This window comes from Sphingomonas sp. Leaf17 (assembly GCF_001421505.1).
Classification (GTDB): Bacteria; Pseudomonadota; Alphaproteobacteria; order Sphingomonadales; family Sphingomonadaceae; genus Sphingomonas.
The window spans coordinates 487,175-503,481 of the sequence record NZ_LMKL01000004.1 but is presented as its reverse complement, the minus strand read 5'-3'; the positions used below and the strand labels follow the sequence as shown (position 1 = coordinate 503,481).

Below are 16,307 nucleotides of genomic sequence, written 5' to 3'. Positions count from 1 at the left end.
CTCAATGCCCGCGCCGCAGCGACAGGGTCGGTACCGACTGCGCGGTCGCCAGCGCGGCACCGCGCCCAGACAGCGAAGGATTGGTCATGAAATACCGATGCAGGTTGAACGGCTTGTCACCCGGCTCGACCCGCGCATAGCTGCCATCGGACGCCAGTTCCCAACTCTGTTCGTTGTCGATCAGGTTGGCGACCATCACCTGATCGAGGATCTGGTCGTGTACCGTCGAGTTCAGGATCGGCAGCATATATTCGACGCGGCGGTCGAAATTGCGCGGCATCCAGTCGGCTGACGATATGAACAGCTTGGCACCGTCATTGGGCAGCGCGCGGCCGTTGCCGAACGCCCAGATGCGGCTGTGCTCCAGGAACCGGCCGACGACAGACTTCACGCGGATGTTGTCCGATATGCCGGGAACGCCCGGACGCAGGCAGCAGATGCCGCGCACGATCAGGTCCACCTCGACGCCGGCACTGCTGGCCTCGTACAGCTTCTCGATGATCGCCGGGTCGACCAGCGAGTTGACCTTGCACCAGATCGAGCCGGCCCGCCCCTCCCGGGCATGCGCGATCTCGGCGTCGATCAGGTCGACCAGCTTGCGGCGCAGGTCACGGGGGGCAAGGCTCAACACCGCCATATTCGCCGGTTCGACATAGCCGGTGATGTAGTTGAACATCTGTGTCGCATCACGCCCGATCCGAGGATCGGCGGTGAAGAAACTGATATCCGTATAGATTTTTGCCGTGACCGGATGATAGTTGCCGGTGCCGAAATGGCAGTAGGTCCGGAACGCGCCGTTTTCGCGACGGACGACCATCGACACCTTGGCATGGGTCTTCCAGTCGATGAAGCCGTAGACGACCTGCACCCCTGCGCGCTCCAGCGCGCTGGCCCAGACGATATTCTGTTCCTCGTCGAAGCGTGCCTTGAGTTCCACGACGGCGGTGACCGACTTGCCGGCCTCGGCCGCGGCGATCAGCGCGTTGATGACCGCCGACTGCTTGCCAGCCCGGTACAATGTCTGCTTGATCGCCACGACGTCGGGGTCGGCCGCCGCCTGTTTCAGAAAGGCCAGCACGACCCCGAACGTCTCGTACGGGTGATGGACGACGATGTCCTTGGCGCTGATCGCCGCAAAGCAGTCTCCGCCAAATTCACGAATCCGTTCGGGGAAGCGGGGTGTAAAGGGCGGAAACTTCAGGTCCGGCCGCTCTTCGTCGACCAGCGCGTCGAGGTCGCCGATCCCCAGCAGGTTGCCGCTTTCGGTGGTCAGCGTGTCGGCGCGGCCGATTTCCTCCTTCAATACTGCCGCCAGCGCGGCCGGCATGCCGGTTTCGACCTCCATGCGGATGATCCGGCCACGCCGCCGCCGCTTGATCGCGTTGGCGAAGTAGCGGACCAGATCCTCGGCCTCCTCCTCGATCTCGATGTCGCTGTCGCGCAAGACCCGAAACGCCGCCGCGCCGTTGACGACATAACCGGGGAACAACAGATGCGAAAACCGCTTCAGCAGCGCCTCGATCGAGACATAGCGTGCCGGCTCGCCGGGCAGCCGGATGAACCGCGCCATCGCCATCGGGATCATCACCAGTTCGCGGATCGGCTCGCCGTCTGAAATCCGCACGAGGTCAAAGATGACCGACAGCCCCTTGTTCGGAATAAACGGGAACGGGTGCGCTGGATCGAGCGCCTGCGGGGTCAGGATCGGGAAGATCTGGTCGCGGAAATAGGTTTCGAGCCAGATCGCCGCCGTCTCGTCGATCGCGTCGCGCCGCAGGACGAACAGTCCGGCCGCGTCGAGCAGCCGGCGCAGGTCACCCCACACCGCCTGCTGGCTTTCCATCAGCGCGTCCGCCTCGGCGACGATGGCGGTCAGTTGCTGTCCGGCGGTCAGGCCGTCGACCGACCGGCGATCGACATCCTGCATCTGCTGGCCCTTCAGCCCCGCGACGCGGACCATGAAGAACTCGTCAAGGTTGGAGCCGGAGATCGACAGGAAGCGCAGCCGTTCGAGCAACGGATGGGCGGTGTTGCACGCCTCCTCCAGCACGCGCCGGTTGAACGCCAGCCAGGACAGCTCGCGGTTGAAATACCGGTCGCTGGCGTGCGCGGTGGCGGCGTCATCATCGTCGGCGTCGGACAGGCGAGCGATATGGGCGGGGCGGGTCATCGGGTCTCGTTTCGTTCCGTGGATGCCGTCGGGTAGCCGAACAGATCGAAATCCATAGCGGATGCCGGGGCGGCAAGCAGCCCCGCATCGGTCAGGACCGTCCGGACAAACGGGATAGACAGCCTCTTGCGCGATTCCAGGACCGCCTGGTCCAGCGTATCGACGCTGCGCATGACGGCGATATGACTGCGCTCAATCCGGGCGGCGATGAACGCGATGACATCGCCGCGAACGTCCAGCCCCCGACGCTGGAACAGGTGGTCGAGCAGGGCATGGACCAGACCGTCGTCCGGCGCGCCGATGTGTGCCACCGCGCTGGCCGCCAGCCGCGACCGCAGATCGGGCAGGCGCACATTCCATGCGGGCGGCAGCGCATCGGCGACGATGACCAGCGGCCGGCGTTCCTCCTGCGCCCGGTTCCAGGCGTGGAAGATCTGCGGTTCGGGCAGGCATTGCGCGTCGTCGATGATCGCACCGCCGCTCTTGGCCGCAAAGATGCGGGCCAGCAGGCTGCGACCAGATTTGCGCGGGCCGATCAGCACTGCGCTCATCACCGGCCAGGTCGACCATTGTTCCAGTACCTGCGCCGCGCCGCTGTTGGATGATCCCAGCAGGAACGCGTCGTCATTGGGATCCGCCGGCCACGCCAGCGGCAGGGCCATCTGGCTCGTGCCGGACATGCTCATGGCCGCGGCGTTGCCCGCGTCGTCGAATCATCCAGCGGCAGGACGGGCGGCGGCAGGGTCGCCGCGCGCCGGATGCGGATCGTCTGGCCCGACCCGACGACCTGATAGCCGCGCGCCTCCAGCGCCGTCTTCAGCATCGCCGGATCGCCGTCGAACATCACCCGCATCAGCGACACGCCGCCCAGCGCAAGGCTGGTCGTATCGGCGCTGCGCACGCCGGCAATGGCGCGCAGGGTCGATTCGGTGGCCGATACGGTGCCCGCGTTCGGTGTCTCGAACTGCAGCGTGATCGCGATGCCGGCACCGACACCCGGCAGGTTGTCGACGACCCCGTCCAGCGCGTCGGTCGGGATCACCGTATCGTCAACCACCGGTTCGGGAGCCGGCGGTGGCAGCAGCGATGCGTCGGGGCGCAGATAGCCGCTGCGCAACGCGGCCTGATACAGGTCGTCCATCCGCTTGACGCCGGCGTCCAGCAGTTGCGGGATGCCGGCCGACGTCGCGACCTTCAGCGAGAAACTGCCCAGGAAGCGGTTGTCGGGGCCATGCCGTGCCTGAAACTGGCCGATAACCGGTCCGCCGGGATATTGCCGCTGGAGCGTCACCACCGGGATCAGCACGTCGGACGCGCCATACTGGTTCAGGATCGTGCGCCACCAGCCACGCCCGGGCCGGCCGGTCTGGCCGACATTCAGCAGCAGCGCGTCGGGACCGGTCCCGGCCGGACGTGCATAGTCAATCGACGAATTGCCGGTGCGATAGCGTGCCCAGGCCTGTTGCCAGGCGGTCCGCTGTTCAAAAACCTGACCAACCCCGCCCGACCAGACGACCGGGATGACCAGCATCGGCGCCGATCGTGATTCGTAGCTGGCGATACCAAGGATCGCGCCGGCGCGACCGCGATCGAACAGCACGCCGAGTCGCGCCACATAGCGCGTCAGGCCGATCTGTTCGTTTTCGACAACGATGCCCGACACGATCGAATCGAGCGCGCCATCGGAAATCATCGCGCCGCCGCCGCCCAACCGACGCGACAATTGCTGCCAGCCCTTACGCTGCGCAATCCGCCAGCCGCCAAGGCGGGCGGCGTCGGCGGATTTGGCCCCGACATCGACAGTGATCCCGCCGACCTCGTAATCGCCCGAACTGTCGATCGGCGCGGAACCGCGCGTCCCGCCCTCGATCTGCGCGAGCACGACACCGCCGGTTGCGAGCAGGGCAAGCCCCGCAAACACGGGCAACGGACGAAAAAGGCGGCTAACGGTCATATTGCCGTGCCTTTTGGCGAAGCGGGCGTGGAAATCCAAGCGGGATATGGCTAGGCGAGCGTTCATGACCGATACCGACCGTCGCAATTCGCCCTATACCTACGCCGATGCCGGCGTTTCCATCGCCGCCGGCAATGCGCTGGTCCGCGCCATCGCGCCGCTGGCCAAGGCGACGCGGCGGCCCGGCGCGGATGCCGAACTGGGCGGGTTCGGCGGGTTCTTCGACCTGAAGGCCGCCGGGTTCGTCGACCCCCTGCTGGTTGCGGCCAATGACGGGGTCGGCACGAAGCTGAAACTGGCGATCGACCATGGCCGCCACGACGGCGTCGGCATCGACCTTGTCGCGATGTGCGCCAACGACCTGATCGTCCAGGGCGCGGAGCCGCTGTTCTTCCTGGATTACTACGCGACCGGCAAGCTCGACTGCGGCGTGGCCGAGGCGGTCGTCGCCTCGATCGCGCACGGGTGCAGCATCGCCGGCTGCGCGCTGATCGGCGGCGAGACGGCGGAAATGCCGGGCATGTATGCGGCGGGCGATTATGACCTGGCGGGCTTCTGCGTCGGCGCGGTCGAACGCGACGCGGTGGTGACCGGGCGCGAAATCGCTGCTGGCGATATCGTGCTCGGGCTGGCGTCCTCGGGGGTCCATTCCAACGGTTTTTCGCTGGTGCGCCGGCTGGCCGCCGATCGCGGGTGGAAAATGGATCGCCCCGCGCTGTTCGACCAGGACCGGTTGCTGATCGACTGGCTGATGGAGCCGACGCGCATCTATGTGAAGAGCCTGTTGCCGCTGCTGAAGGCGCGCCGGATCAAGGGGATGGCGCATATCACCGGCGGCGGCCTGCTGGAAAACATCCCGCGCGTCCTGCCCGACGGCGCGCATGCGGTGATCGACGCCGACGCGTGGGAGCAGAGCCGGCTGATGGCGTTCCTGCAGGCGCAGGGCGCGATCGAGCCGGAGGAAATGGCCCGGACCTTCAACTGCGGCATCGGCATGGCCGTTGTCGTGTCGGCCGACGAAGCGGCGGGCGTCACCGCCGACCTCGAAGCCGCGGGCGAGACGGTGTTCACCATCGGCCGGATCGACGCCGGTCCGCGCGGCTGCACCGTCAGCGGCTCGGCCGAAACGTGGAGCGCGCGTGCCGACTGGACCGCGACGCATGAAGCGTAAGCGCGTCGGCGTCCTGATATCGGGGCGCGGATCGAACATGCAGGCGCTCGTCGCGGCCTCGCGTAAGGCGGATTGCCCGTACGAGGTCGTGCTGGTCGCATCGGACAAGCCCGACGCCGCCGGCCTCGCCTGGGCCACCGAACAGGGTGTCGCGACCTTCGCCCTGTTGCCGCGCGGCATCGGCAAGGCTGCTTACGAGGCGCAGATGCTGGCGGCGCTGACCGAAGCGCGTGTCGATGTGGTCGCGCTGGCCGGGTACATGCGGTTGCTGTCCGAAGATTTCGTCGACGCGTTGCGCGGGCGGATCGTCAACATCCATCCCTCGCTATTGCCCAAGTACAAGGGCCTCGACACCCATGCGCGCGCGATCGCGGCCGGCGATACGATGGCGGGCTGTTCGGTCCATGTCGTGACCGAGGAACTGGACGCCGGGGAAATCCTTGGCCAGGTCGCAATCCCCGTCCTCGACGACGACGATGCCGACGCCCTTGCCGCGCGCGTGCTGGTCGCCGAACATGCCCTGTACCCCAGCGTATTGGCGGAGTTTACAAGCCGATGACCGAAGCCCTTGCCCGCGTCCGTGACGCCGCCCTCGTCCTGCCGGAGACCAGCGAGGCGACCGTTGAGGGGTGCCCGACGTTCCTTGTTGCCGATCGCCCGTTCGTGCAGGTCCGCGACGATGCAGCGACCGTCTGCGTCCAGGCCGGCAGCAGCGACGAGCGGGTCGGCCTGACGGGGGATCCCGACGCCGACGGCTGGATCGCGATCGGCCTGACCGGTGACGTCGACTGGCCGCTGGTCGAGGACCGGATTGCGCGCAGCTGGGAATTGACCGCACCGCGCCGCCTGCTGGAGGCCGGCGGGCGGTGAGCGAGACGCCGAGCGAACGGCGCGAGGCTGCCGCCACCCGCCGCCGCTGGGTGACGCTGGCCGAGGTCGTGGCGGTCATCGGCGTGCTGATCGCCGGGCTGACGCTGTGGAACAACTGGTCGGATCGTCGCAACACCGCCGCCGAAAAAGCCGCCGAGGCACAGTCGGAGTCCAGGGCGCGGTCCCGCGTCGACCTGAAGGCGGCGGTCGAGGATGGTGGCCGCCGACTGGCGCTCAGCGACGCCGCGCACGCGTTGCAGGACGTCGAGGTCATCTTCCCCGCAGCGCTCGGCGTGGCCGATCAGCGGCCGAGCGGTGATCCGGTCATCGACGCGCGCTGGTTTCAGGATGCCTTGCTGAAGGCGACGGATGGGGGCGCGGACGATCGGGAGGGTCGCCTGCCCGTCCTGCTGCGCGTAACCTATCTGGATGGCGACGCAATACGGACCACGACCAGTCTCTACGACGTGGTCTGGCGCACCGAAGGGCGGCTGTTGCAGGGGCGTGCGCTGAAGCTGGAAGGGCTGCGGATCCGTAGCCGCAGCGGCACGACCAAGGCGCTGAACGCGGCATGGGCCAGGGAAAAGCCGGCCGCGTGAACGGTTGCCGGTCAGCCTTCGATCAACCGGCCGTAGATGAGGTCGTCGGCCCAGCTGTCGCCGACGCGAAAGCGTCGTTCGCCGATCGCTGCAAACCCGTGCCGCTCATAGAAATCGCGCGCTCGCCGGTTGGTGCCCAGCACGCCCAGCAGCATCCGGGTCTTGCCCATCGCCCGGGCATCCGCGATCGCTTGCGCCATCAGCATACTGCCAAGCCCGGTGCCACGGGTCAGCGACAGGGTGTAGATGCGGCGCAGTTCGATGGTGTCGGGGTCGACATCGACCGGCAGATCGGGCGGAACCAGCATCGTGTAGCCGACCGGGGCCGCGCCCTCGGAATGTTCGGCGATCATGACGATGCTGTCGGATCGCTGGATCCAGTCCGCGAACCGGTCGGCCGAGCTGTTGAGGCCGCAATGTGCGACAATGTCGGGGCCGGGCAATATCCCGGCGAACGTTTCAAGAAAGGTGGCGGCCGCGACCATGGCCAACGCAGGCGAATCGCCCGGCTCACATTGCCGCAGCCGCCAGGGCATCAGCCGACGATTTCTTCCGGCTTGAAGAAATAGGCGATCTCGATTTCGGCGTTCTCGTCCGAATCCGACCCGTGCACGGTGTTGGCCTCGATCGACTCGGCCAGTTCCTTGCGGATCGTGCCGGCTTCCGCGTTTGCCGGGTTGGTCGCGCCCATGATGTCGCGGTTGCGCTGCATCGCGTTCTCGCCTTCCAGAACCTGGACGACGACCGGGCCGGAAATCATGAACGACACCAGCTCACCGAAAAACGGGCGCTCGCGGTGGACGGCATAGAAGCCCTCCGCCTGCTCGCGGGTCATCTGGATGCGCTTGGACGCGACGACGCGCAGGCCGGCGTCCTCCAGCATCTTGGTAACGGCACCCGTCAGGTTGCGGCGGGTCGCATCAGGCTTGATGATCGAAAAGGTACGGTTCGCGGCCATGCTGGTCACGGGCTCCTGTGTTGAAAAGCGGGGAATCTCGCAAGCGCCCCTAGTCCCGGGCCGGCCGCATTGCAACCGGTCAGGCCGCCTGCTCCCAGCGGCCCTCGTCGTTCTGCTTCCAGTAGCGCCGTTCGACATCGTTCGCGTCGGCCAGTGCCTTCCATGTCAGCCGGGCCTCGCGGATATGCTCGTCGTCGAACAGGTGGAACACCCGGTCAAACCCGAGCGCGTCATCGCGCCACTGTCCGTCGATGATCGCGATGTGACGCGCGCCATTGTCGGCGAGCGTGTCCGGCGCGATCAGGATCGGCTGAACGCTGTCGTCACCCCGGCCGGCCTGCGCATGGGGTAGGAAGCTGTCGGGCGCATAGTCCCACAGGCTACGGTCGATTGCGATCCGCTGATCCTCCGACGCGCTGACGATCAGCAGCCGGCCACCGCCAGCGACGATCCTGTTCGCGATCGGCGGCAGGACGCGGGCGAGCGGCGCGGTGAGGTGGTAGAAATCGACCTGCATGATGGCTCCAGCCCGTCATCCCCCTAGTTGCCCCTCGGCTGGGGGGATGACGGGAACCGGTGATTATCGCTCGAAATTGTCGGCCACGAAGCGGTCGAGCAGGCGGACGCCGTAACCGGTCGCGCCCTTGTCATAGGTCGCACCCGCCTTGTCGGCCCATACCATGCCGGCGATATCGAGATGCGCCCAGCGCACGCCGGCGTCGATGTAGCGTTGCAGGAACTGCGCCGCGGTGATCGAACCACCACCACGCGGCCCCACATTCTTCATGTCGGCAATCGGCGAATCGATCAGCTTGTCGTACGCCGGCGACAGCGGGAAACGCCACAGCAGATCGCCGGTCGCCTTGCCTGCGCCCAGCAGCTGCGCCGCCAGCGAGTCGTCGTTGGCGAACAGTCCGCCATGCTCGCTGCCCAGAGCGACGATCATCGCGCCCGTCAGCGTGGCGAGATCGACGATCGTCTTCGGCCGATGCGTCGTCTGCACCCAGGTCAGGACGTCGCACAGCACCAGACGCCCCTCGGCATCCGTATTCAGGATTTCGATCGTCTGGCCCGACATCGACGTGACCACGTCACCCGGCCGCTGCGCGGCGGCATCGGGCATGTTCTCGACCAGGCCGACGACGCCGATGACGTTCGCCTTGGCCCCGCGCAGGGCCAGCGCCTTCATCGCGCCGACGACCGCGCCGGCACCGCCCATGTCCCACTTCATGTCTTCCATGCCAGCGCCGGGCTTCAGCGAGATGCCACCCGAATCGAACGTCACGCCCTTGCCGACCAGCGCCAGCGAAGGGTCGCCGCCACCGGCACCGTTCCACTTCAGCGCCAGCAGCCGTGCTTCGCGCACCGATCCCTGGCTGACCCCGAGCAGCGCCCCCATGCCCAGCTCGGCCATCGCGTCTTCGTCCAGCACCGTCACGTCGAGGCCCAGACCCTCCACCTCGGCCAGCACGCGCTCGACGAAGGTTTCGGGATAGATGACGTTGGGCGGCTCTGCGACCAGCAGGCGGGTCAGCGACAGACCCTTGGTCAGCGCATCCTGCGCATGCCACGCTTCGTCCGTGCCGACCGGCGCACCGGCAATCGCCAGATGGGTCAGGGTAGGCTTGGACGAATCCGGCAGCTTCGTGCGATATACGTCGTGCCGCCAGCTGCGCTGCGCCGCCGCACCCGCGAGCCGCGCCACCGCCTTGCCGGTGGGAGCCACGGCCAGCGTCGACAGATCGAGCGTCACGCTCGTCGCACCCGACGTCAGCAGGCGCGCGGTCAGGGCACCGCCCGCCTTTTCCCAGTCCATGTCGGTCGCCGCCCCGATGCCGAGCAGCAGGATACGCCGGACCGCATCGCCCTCGCCTGCGAAGATCTCGACGATCGCGCCGGTTTCCCCGTCGAATCGCGCGGCCTTTGCGGCGGCGCGGGCGATGGTCTGCACGGTGGCGCCGATCGCACCCCAATGAATGTGCGCGAAACCGCCCTTGCCCACCGGCAGCGCGAGGATTGCCGCATCGGCGGTCGGTGTGGTGATGAAATCGATCTGCATGGTGGCGTATGGCCCCTTGGCATTGCTGACGAATAATGGCTGTCGCCTATGTAGGGTGCCAACCGGCATCAGGCAAAGCGCCTGCGGACGATTGCGCCACTTCGATAGCGATGCGATAGGCGAGCGGTCCGGTGCACCGTCCACGACGATGCCCTCCCGGACCAGGCATAAGGGCGATCTGGGGTTGGGCTGGTAATCGTGTCGCGTTTCGACCTCTTGGCGGGGTGTTCCCTGCTGGCCACGCTTGCCCTGGCGTCTCCCGCCATGGCGCAGGATCTCCAGGACCGGCCGGCGGCCCCCCCGACGGCCGTGGAGGCTCCCGCCCCGATCGCCGACGACCAGGTTCGGTTCAGCGCCGGCACGCTGGAATATGCGATCGACGCCGATGTCGTGACCGCGACCGGCGACGTGCGCATGGCGCGGCAGGGTGAGCGCCTGCGGTCGGACAAGGTCGTCTGGAACCGCAAGACCGGCAAGGTTCTGGCGACCGGCAACGTCGCGATCACGAATCCGCAGGGCGATATCGCCTACGGCGATTCCATCGAGCTGACCGATTCGCTGAAGGACGGCGTGGTCGACAACATGCTCGTCGTGCTGGAACAGGGCGGGCGCATGGCCGCCGATCGCGGCACGCGCATGGAGGACGGCACGGTCGTGCTGGAGCGCGCCGCCTACACCCCGTGCGCGGTGCAGACGTCGACCGGTTGCCCCAAGGAACCGTCGTGGAAGATCACCGCCGTGAAGGTGACCTATCGCCCGGACCGCGAGCGAATCTATTACGGCGGCGGCCGGTTCCACCTGTTCGGCCTGCCCACGATCCCGCTACCGAAGTTCTCGCACCCCATCGGCGGCGGTGGCGACAGCGGCCTGCTCAGCCCTGATTTCCGCTACAGCGCGGTCAACGGACTGCAGGCGTCCGTCCCCTATCATTTCCGGCTCGCCCCCAACCGCGCGCTGACCGTCACGCCGAGCATCTTCACCAGCGTCCTGCCGATGCTGAAAGGCGAATATGCGCAGCTGGACGAGAACGGCGCGTTCCGTGTCACGGCGTACGGCACCTCCAGCCGGCGCAGCGACGACCTGCAAAGCGCGACCGGCGCGCCGACCGAACTGGCGTTTCGCGGCTATGTCGACGGGATCGGCCGGTTTCAGCTGTCGCCCGAATGGAGCGTCAGCGGGTCGATCCGGGTGGCGACCGACCGCACCTTCCTGCGCCGCTACGATATCTCGCGCGACGACCGGCTGCGCACCACGGTGGCGGTCGAACGGATCGACCAGGACAGCTATTTTTCGCTTGCCGGCTGGTCGGTGCAGACGCTGCGGGTCAATGACTCGCAGGGTAATCAACCGATCGCGCTGCCGGAACTGGACTATCGCCGCCGCATGACCGATCCGCTGCTTGGCGGCGTGCTTCAGCTACAGGTCAATACGCTGGCGCTGCACCGCTCGGCGGGTGAAGACACGCAGCGCGCTTTCGCCAGCGCGGAGTGGAACCTGCGCCGCCTGACCAACTGGGGTCAGGAGGTGACCTTCACCGCGCTTGCCCGTGCCGATGCCTACAACGCACAGGATACGTTGCAGAACGCGATCATCGGCTACCGGGGGGACGAGGGTTTCACCGGCCGGCTGATCGGCGCGGTTGCGGTCGACGTGAAATGGCCCTTCATCGGCACCTTCCTTGGCGGCACCCAGCAATTGACGCCGCGTGTCCAGATCGTCGCCTCGCCCAAGATCGCCAACCTGGCCGTACCGAACGAGGATGCGCGCGCGGTCGACCTTGAGGATTCCAACCTCTTCGCGCTCAATCGCTTCCCCGGCTATGACCGGTTCGAGGATTCCTCGCGCGCGACCTATGGCGTGCAGTGGAATGTCGACCTGCCCGGCGTCGCATTCAGCACGGTTGTCGGCCAGAGTTATCGCCTGTCGGAGCGGGAATCGATCTTCTTCGACGGCACCGGCCTGTCGAACCGGGTATCGGACATCGTCGGCCGCACCGACCTGCGGTTTCGCGACTTCGTGTCGTTCACCCACCGCTACCGGCTGGACAAGGACGGGCTGGCCGTGCGCCGCAACGAGGTGGATGCGACGATCGGCAGCCGCGCGACCTATGTCCAGGCCGGCTATATCCGCCTGAACCGCAATATCATGCCGGCAATCGAGGATCTTCAGGATCGGGAGGAGGCGCGTGTCGCCGGCCGCGTGCAGATCACCCGCTTCGTGTCCGCCTTCGCCTCGGCGCTGATCGACCTGACCAACCGTAACGAGGATGTGCTGTCCCTGTCCGACGGCTTCGATCCCGTTCGCCACCGTCTCGGCGTACAATATGAGGACGACTGCCTTCGCCTTGGCGTGACATGGCGGCGCGACTATCAGGACACCGGTGATGCGCGCGCCGGCAACAGCTTCCTGTTGACGCTGGCGTTGACGAACCTTGGCCGCTAAGCCCCCGTTCAGCGAGATTTGGGCAAGGGTCGGATGTGGGGCACCGTTCGGCCCACCCGCCATGGGGTTGATGCTTACGTGATTCATGATGTTCTGAAGGGCGCGCGCGCCCGTCGCGCGATCGGCGCGCTTGTCCTGACCGCTATCACCGGCGCGGCCATCGCCCAGACGGCGCCCCCGCCCGCCTCCGATGCGGGTGCCGGCCAGACGGTCCCTGACACCACGGTCCCCGAAACCGGCCTGAATATTCCCACCAACCTCCAGATCTTCGGCAAGGTCGACCCCAACGTCCGCAAGCCGACCGCGATCGTGAACGATTCGGTCATCACCGGCACCGACGTCGACCAGCGCGTCGCCCTGATCGCCGTCGCCAACCAGACGGCGATCCCGGAAGCACAGCTCGACCAGGTCAAGCTGCAGGTGCTGCGCCAGTTGATCGACGAAACGTTGCAGATCCAGGAGGCAAAGAGCGCCGACATCACGATCACGCCGGACGAGATCAAGCAGAGCCTGGCCGGCGTCTCGCGCCGGTTCAACCGGACGCCCGAACAGATGCGCGTCTATCTGCGCGAACAGGGATCGTCGGAACGCTCGCTGCGTCGCCAGATCGAGGGCGAACTGGCGTGGCAGCGGTATCTGCGCAAGCGGGTCGAGCCGTTCGTCAACGTCGGCGACGAGGAAGTGAAGTCGATCATCGAACGGCTTCAGGCGTCGCAGGGCACCGTCGAATACAACATCAAGGAAATCTACCTGAACGCCACGCCAGCGACCGCGGCGCAGGTCTATGCCAACGCCAAGCAGATCGTCGCCGAAATCCAGAAGGGCAAACAGCCCTTCGACTACTTCGCCAGCCAGTTTTCGGAGGCGTCGACCCGCGCGGTCGGTGGCGATCTTGGCTGGGTGCGCGCGTCGACGTTGCCGCCTGAACTGGCCGCGGCGACCGAACAGATGCAGGTCGGACAGGTGGCAGGCCCGATCGAGGTCGCCGGTGGTTTCTCGATCGTCTACCTGACCGACAAGCGCCAGGTGCTGACCGCCGATCCGCGCGATGCCCGGCTCAGCCTGAAACAGCTGACCGTCCGCTTCCCTGCCGGCACCACCCAGGCACAGGCCACCACTCGCACCGCTGCCTTTGCCAAGGCAACGACCGCGTTGCGCGGTTGCGGCAGCGTCGACGCGGTCGCCAAGTCGATCGGTGCCGAAGTGGTCGACAACGACACCGTTCGCATCCGCGACTTGCCGCCGGCCTTGCAGGAAATCATGGTGAAGCTGCGGATCGGTGAATCGACCCCGCCATTCGGATCGCCGACCGAGGGTGTTCGCGCACTCGTGCTGTGCGGCCGCGAGGATCCGAAGACCGGCGTGCTGCCGGGCGCTTCGCAGGTGCAGAACCAGCTGGAACAGGCGCGGGTCAATTTGCGTGCCCAGCAGAAACTGCGCGATCTGCGCCGCGACGCGATCGTCGAATATCGCTGACGGACGCGCCGCTGTGACCGCACCGCTCGCCGTCTCGATGGGCGATCCGGCCGGAATCGGGCCGGAAATCATCGCAAAGGCGTGGGATCGTCGCGGGTCCGAGGCGCTCGCCCCGTTCGTCGCCATCGGTGACAGCCGGGCGATCGCCGCCGTCTGGGACGGACCGGTCGCGTCGGTCGCGGATATGGCGGCGGCAATCTCGGCGTTCGACACCGCGCTGCCGGTATTCACCATCAGCGACAGCGGCACGATCACGCCGGGTCGGCCCGACGTCGACGGTGCGCGGTGCGCGCTCCATTCCCTGGAGGTCGCGGTCGGTCTGGTGCGGTCGGGCGCCGCGCGGGGGCTGGTGACCGCGCCGGTGTCAAAGGCGCAATTGTACGGCATCGGCTTCACGCATCCCGGCCAGACCGAATTCGTCGCCGAACGCTGCGGCGTGTCGCGCGACAATGCGGTGATGATGCTTGCTGGCCCATCGCTGCGGGTGGTGCCGGTAACGACGCATGTGCCCTTGGCCGAGGTCTCCGGGCTGCTGACCATTGATCTGATCCTGGCCAAGGCGCGGGCAACCGTGCGCGGCCTGCAACGCAATTTCGGGATCGCCGCACCGCGTCTGGCCTTTGCCGGCTTCAACCCGCATGCCGGCGAACAGGGCGCGATCGGCCGTGAGGAAATCGACGTCATCGAACCGGCGATCGCGATCCTGCGGGATGAGGGACTGGACGTCACCGGGCCGCTGGCCGCCGACACCATGTTCCACCCCCGCGCCCGCGCCCGCTACGACGCGGCGATCTGCATCTATCACGATCAGGCGCTGGTGCCGCTCAAGACGCTGCATTTTGATGAGGGCGTGAACATCACGCTCGGCCTGCCGATCGTGCGGACGTCGCCCGATCACGGCACGGCGTTCGCCATCGCTGGCCGGGATGCCGCCGAACCCGGGGCGATGATCGCGGCGATCCGCATGGCTGCGGAAGCGACCGACCGTCGCGCCGTGACCGCGACGTGACGACGCCCACGCTGCCGCCACTGCGCGAGGTGATCGCGCGTTATGGCCTGAATGCCAGCAAGGCGCTGGGCCAGAATTTCCTCTTCGACGGCCAGTTACTGGGCCGGATCGCCGCCATCCCCGGCGACCTGCACAATGCCGAGGTGCTTGAGGTCGGCCCCGGCCCCGGTGGCCTTACCCGCGCGCTGCTGGCAGCGGGGGCCAAGGTCACCGCGATCGAACGCGACCGGCGCTGCATCCCCGCGCTGGCCGAACTGGGTGCGCAGTATCCGGGCATGTTGCATGTGATCGAGGGTGACGCGCTGGAGGTCGACGCGCCGTCGCTGTTCGCCGGCAAGCCGCACATCGTCTCCAACCTGCCATACAATGTCGGCACCGCGCTGCTCGTGGGCTGGCTGACGGCGGCGGAATGGGCGCCCTGGTGGCAATCGCTGACGCTGATGTTCCAGAAGGAGGTCGCCGACCGGATCGTGTCGGATGCCGACGACGATGCCTATGGCCGGCTGGCGGTGCTGGCCCAGTGGCGCAGCACCGCGCGGATCGCGATGCCGGTCCATCGCTCTGCATTCACGCCGCCGCCCAAGGTCATGTCGGCCGTCGTCCATATCGTCCCGACGTCCGCGCCGGAGGGTGTGTCGGTGACGGTGCTGGAACGCCTGACCGCCGCCGCCTTCGGCCAGCGCCGCAAGATGCTGCGGCAGAGCCTGAAGTCGGTGCCGGGCGCGCTGGCGGCGCTGGAGGTCGTCGGCATCGACCCGACCCGCCGGGCGGAAACCGTGCCGATCGCGGCGTTCGTTGCCTTGGCGCGGGAGGTCGGGCGCAGCAAGAAGCCGCCGTCCGCCCCTACGGAATAAAGTCGTCGTCATTGGGAGCGACAGCGAAGCAATCCAGGGTCGCCCGCTACGCTCTGGATTGCTTCGCTATCGCTCCCGATGACGGGTTGGCGGCAACGGCGAACACCACCCCCCGGTCGTTTCGAGCGTCTTCGGATACCGCCTGTAAGTTTCCCGACTACGCTGGAAACGAACGGAGATTGGCGGGGGTCACCACCAATGCCGCCCCCCTTACTGTGCGACCGTCCCCGGCTTCTTGTCGACCTGTGCGGTCGTGACCGGTGGTCCCTTGGCGATGATCGCGGTCAGCGACGCCGCCTCGGGGCACGCGCCCTTGCACAGCGTCCGGATCTTGGCGAGGTTTTCGCGCGCGCGCACGACCGCGCCCTTCATCACCAGCGCCTCGCCCTGCCCCTTCAGCGCCTGCACGTCGTTCGGCTCCAGCAACAACGCCTCGCGGTACAGGCGAATCGCCTTGCCCGGCAGGTCGCGCGCCTCGGCCACCTGCGCCAGCAGGATGAAGGCGGGGCGATTGCGCGGATCGACCGCCAGCGCGGTTTCCAGCGCATCGGTCGCCCCGTCCAGATTACCCGCCGTCTTGGCCGCGCGGCCCTGTTCCAGCAGCTGCAACGACCGTGCGTCGATCTGATCGTCGGGTCGCTGGCCGCTGAGCGAAGTGGACACCGACACCAGGGTCAGCGCGGCAGCAAGGGCGACGGACGAGAAGCGCATGATCGTCTCCGGACTTAACACGAACGCCGCGCTA

General features: G+C 67.2%; 16 protein-coding genes. 8 read left to right on the top strand and 8 right to left on the bottom strand.

Annotated features, from left to right (window positions below):
- Position 1: 1 nt before the first annotated feature.
- Genes ASE75_RS06620 through ASE75_RS06610 form a run of 3 tightly spaced genes read right to left on the bottom strand, consistent with a single transcriptional unit; the run spans position 2 to position 4,124 of the window.
- The gene (locus ASE75_RS06620) at positions 2-2,170 is read right to left on the bottom strand and encodes an RNA degradosome polyphosphate kinase (protein WP_055930761.1); all 2,169 of its coding nucleotides are present in this window, start codon (positions 2,168-2,170) and stop codon (positions 2-4) included.
- On the bottom strand, positions 2,167-2,856 hold the full coding sequence (locus tag ASE75_RS06615; RefSeq protein ID WP_235512534.1) for an HdaA/DnaA family protein: 690 nt from the start codon (positions 2,854-2,856) through the stop codon (positions 2,167-2,169). Before ASE75_RS06615 ends, ASE75_RS06620 begins: the two co-directional genes overlap by 4 nt.
- Positions 2,853-4,124 (bottom strand): hypothetical protein, encoded by a 1,272-nt coding sequence (locus tag ASE75_RS06610; protein ID WP_055931092.1) that lies wholly within the window; start codon positions 4,122-4,124, stop codon positions 2,853-2,855. The genes ASE75_RS06615 and ASE75_RS06610 overlap by 4 nt, the downstream gene beginning before the upstream one ends.
- 64 nt (positions 4,125-4,188) lie before the next feature.
- On the opposite strand from ASE75_RS06610, the gene purM reads away from it, so the two are divergent.
- The 4 genes from purM to ASE75_RS06590 are packed head-to-tail and all read left to right on the top strand — an operon-like array spanning position 4,189 to position 6,764.
- The gene (purM, locus tag ASE75_RS06605; RefSeq protein WP_055930758.1) at positions 4,189-5,295 is read left to right on the top strand and encodes a phosphoribosylformylglycinamidine cyclo-ligase; all 1,107 of its coding nucleotides are present in this window, start codon (positions 4,189-4,191) and stop codon (positions 5,293-5,295) included.
- On the top strand, positions 5,285-5,854 hold the full coding sequence (purN, locus tag ASE75_RS06600) for a phosphoribosylglycinamide formyltransferase (RefSeq protein WP_055930755.1): 570 nt from the start codon (positions 5,285-5,287) through the stop codon (positions 5,852-5,854). Before purM ends, purN begins: the two co-directional genes overlap by 11 nt.
- A complete protein-coding gene (locus ASE75_RS06595) occupies positions 5,851-6,165 on the top strand; it encodes an MmcQ/YjbR family DNA-binding protein (protein WP_055930751.1) in 315 nt (104 codons plus the stop codon). The genes purN and ASE75_RS06595 overlap by 4 nt, the downstream gene beginning before the upstream one ends.
- Positions 6,162-6,764 (top strand): hypothetical protein, encoded by a 603-nt coding sequence (locus tag ASE75_RS06590; RefSeq protein WP_055930746.1) that lies wholly within the window; start codon positions 6,162-6,164, stop codon positions 6,762-6,764. Before ASE75_RS06595 ends, ASE75_RS06590 begins: the two co-directional genes overlap by 4 nt.
- 11 nt (positions 6,765-6,775) lie before the next feature.
- Here the strand turns inward: ASE75_RS06590 and ASE75_RS06585 are convergent, their stop codons facing one another.
- From ASE75_RS06585 to ASE75_RS06570, 4 genes are all read right to left on the bottom strand, one after another.
- Positions 6,776-7,300, bottom strand: coding sequence for a GNAT family N-acetyltransferase (locus tag ASE75_RS06585; RefSeq protein WP_055930744.1), 525 nt, complete (start codon positions 7,298-7,300; stop codon positions 6,776-6,778).
- A complete protein-coding gene (ndk, locus tag ASE75_RS06580; RefSeq protein WP_055930741.1) occupies positions 7,300-7,722 on the bottom strand; it encodes a nucleoside-diphosphate kinase in 423 nt (140 codons plus the stop codon). Before ndk ends, ASE75_RS06585 begins: the two co-directional genes overlap by 1 nt.
- A 79-nt stretch (positions 7,723-7,801) precedes the next feature.
- Positions 7,802-8,239, bottom strand: coding sequence for a DNA polymerase III subunit chi (locus ASE75_RS06575; protein ID WP_055930738.1), 438 nt, complete (start codon positions 8,237-8,239; stop codon positions 7,802-7,804).
- A 63-nt stretch (positions 8,240-8,302) separates the two neighbouring features.
- Positions 8,303-9,781: a leucyl aminopeptidase gene (locus ASE75_RS06570; protein ID WP_055930735.1), complete on the bottom strand. Its 1,479-nt coding sequence runs from the start codon at positions 9,779-9,781 to the stop codon at positions 8,303-8,305.
- Between the two features lie 264 nt (positions 9,782-10,045).
- Between ASE75_RS06570 and ASE75_RS06565 the strand changes: the two genes are divergently transcribed.
- The 4 genes from ASE75_RS06565 (at position 10,046) to rsmA (ending at position 15,562) form a co-directional block, all read left to right on the top strand.
- A complete protein-coding gene (locus tag ASE75_RS06565) occupies positions 10,046-12,223 on the top strand; it encodes an LPS-assembly protein LptD (protein WP_200922318.1) in 2,178 nt (725 codons plus the stop codon).
- Between the two features lie 78 nt (positions 12,224-12,301).
- On the top strand, positions 12,302-13,699 hold the full coding sequence (locus tag ASE75_RS06560; protein WP_055930729.1) for a peptidylprolyl isomerase: 1,398 nt from the start codon (positions 12,302-12,304) through the stop codon (positions 13,697-13,699).
- A gap of 37 nt (positions 13,700-13,736) precedes the next feature.
- Positions 13,737-14,708, top strand: a complete 972-nt coding sequence (pdxA, locus tag ASE75_RS06555; RefSeq protein WP_055931090.1) for a 4-hydroxythreonine-4-phosphate dehydrogenase PdxA — start codon at positions 13,737-13,739, stop codon at positions 14,706-14,708.
- Positions 14,705-15,562: a 16S rRNA (adenine(1518)-N(6)/adenine(1519)-N(6))-dimethyltransferase RsmA gene (gene rsmA / locus ASE75_RS06550; RefSeq protein ID WP_055930725.1), complete on the top strand. Its 858-nt coding sequence runs from the start codon at positions 14,705-14,707 to the stop codon at positions 15,560-15,562. Before pdxA ends, rsmA begins: the two co-directional genes overlap by 4 nt.
- Positions 15,563-15,772: 210 nt before the next feature.
- Here rsmA and ASE75_RS06545 read toward each other — a convergent pair whose 3' ends face one another.
- Positions 15,773-16,273: a tetratricopeptide repeat protein gene (locus ASE75_RS06545; RefSeq protein WP_055930722.1), complete on the bottom strand. Its 501-nt coding sequence runs from the start codon at positions 16,271-16,273 to the stop codon at positions 15,773-15,775.
- Positions 16,274-16,307 lie beyond the last annotated feature (34 nt).

Coding starts and splice junctions, on each gene's coding strand:
- ASE75_RS06585 (WP_055930744.1), bottom strand. CDS start 7,300: ATGCCCTGGCGGCTGCGGCAATGTGAGCCGGGCGATTCGCCTGCGTTG.
- purM (WP_055930758.1), top strand. CDS start 4,189: ATGACCGATACCGACCGTCGCAATTCGCCCTATACCTACGCCGATGCC.
- ASE75_RS06615 (WP_235512534.1), bottom strand. CDS start 2,856: ATGAGCATGTCCGGCACGAGCCAGATGGCCCTGCCGCTGGCGTGGCCG.
- purN (WP_055930755.1), top strand. CDS start 5,285: ATGAAGCGTAAGCGCGTCGGCGTCCTGATATCGGGGCGCGGATCGAAC.
- ASE75_RS06565 (WP_200922318.1), top strand. CDS start 10,046: ATGGCGCAGGATCTCCAGGACCGGCCGGCGGCCCCCCCGACGGCCGTG.
- ASE75_RS06620 (WP_055930761.1), bottom strand. CDS start 2,170: ATGACCCGCCCCGCCCATATCGCTCGCCTGTCCGACGCCGACGATGAT.
- pdxA (WP_055931090.1), top strand. CDS start 13,737: ATGGGCGATCCGGCCGGAATCGGGCCGGAAATCATCGCAAAGGCGTGG.
- ASE75_RS06595 (WP_055930751.1), top strand. CDS start 5,851: ATGACCGAAGCCCTTGCCCGCGTCCGTGACGCCGCCCTCGTCCTGCCG.
- ASE75_RS06575 (WP_055930738.1), bottom strand. CDS start 8,239: ATGCAGGTCGATTTCTACCACCTCACCGCGCCGCTCGCCCGCGTCCTG.
- ndk (WP_055930741.1), bottom strand. CDS start 7,722: ATGGCCGCGAACCGTACCTTTTCGATCATCAAGCCTGATGCGACCCGC.
- ASE75_RS06610 (WP_055931092.1), bottom strand. CDS start 4,124: ATGACCGTTAGCCGCCTTTTTCGTCCGTTGCCCGTGTTTGCGGGGCTT.
- ASE75_RS06570 (WP_055930735.1), bottom strand. CDS start 9,781: ATGCAGATCGATTTCATCACCACACCGACCGCCGATGCGGCAATCCTC.
- ASE75_RS06545 (WP_055930722.1), bottom strand. CDS start 16,273: ATGCGCTTCTCGTCCGTCGCCCTTGCTGCCGCGCTGACCCTGGTGTCG.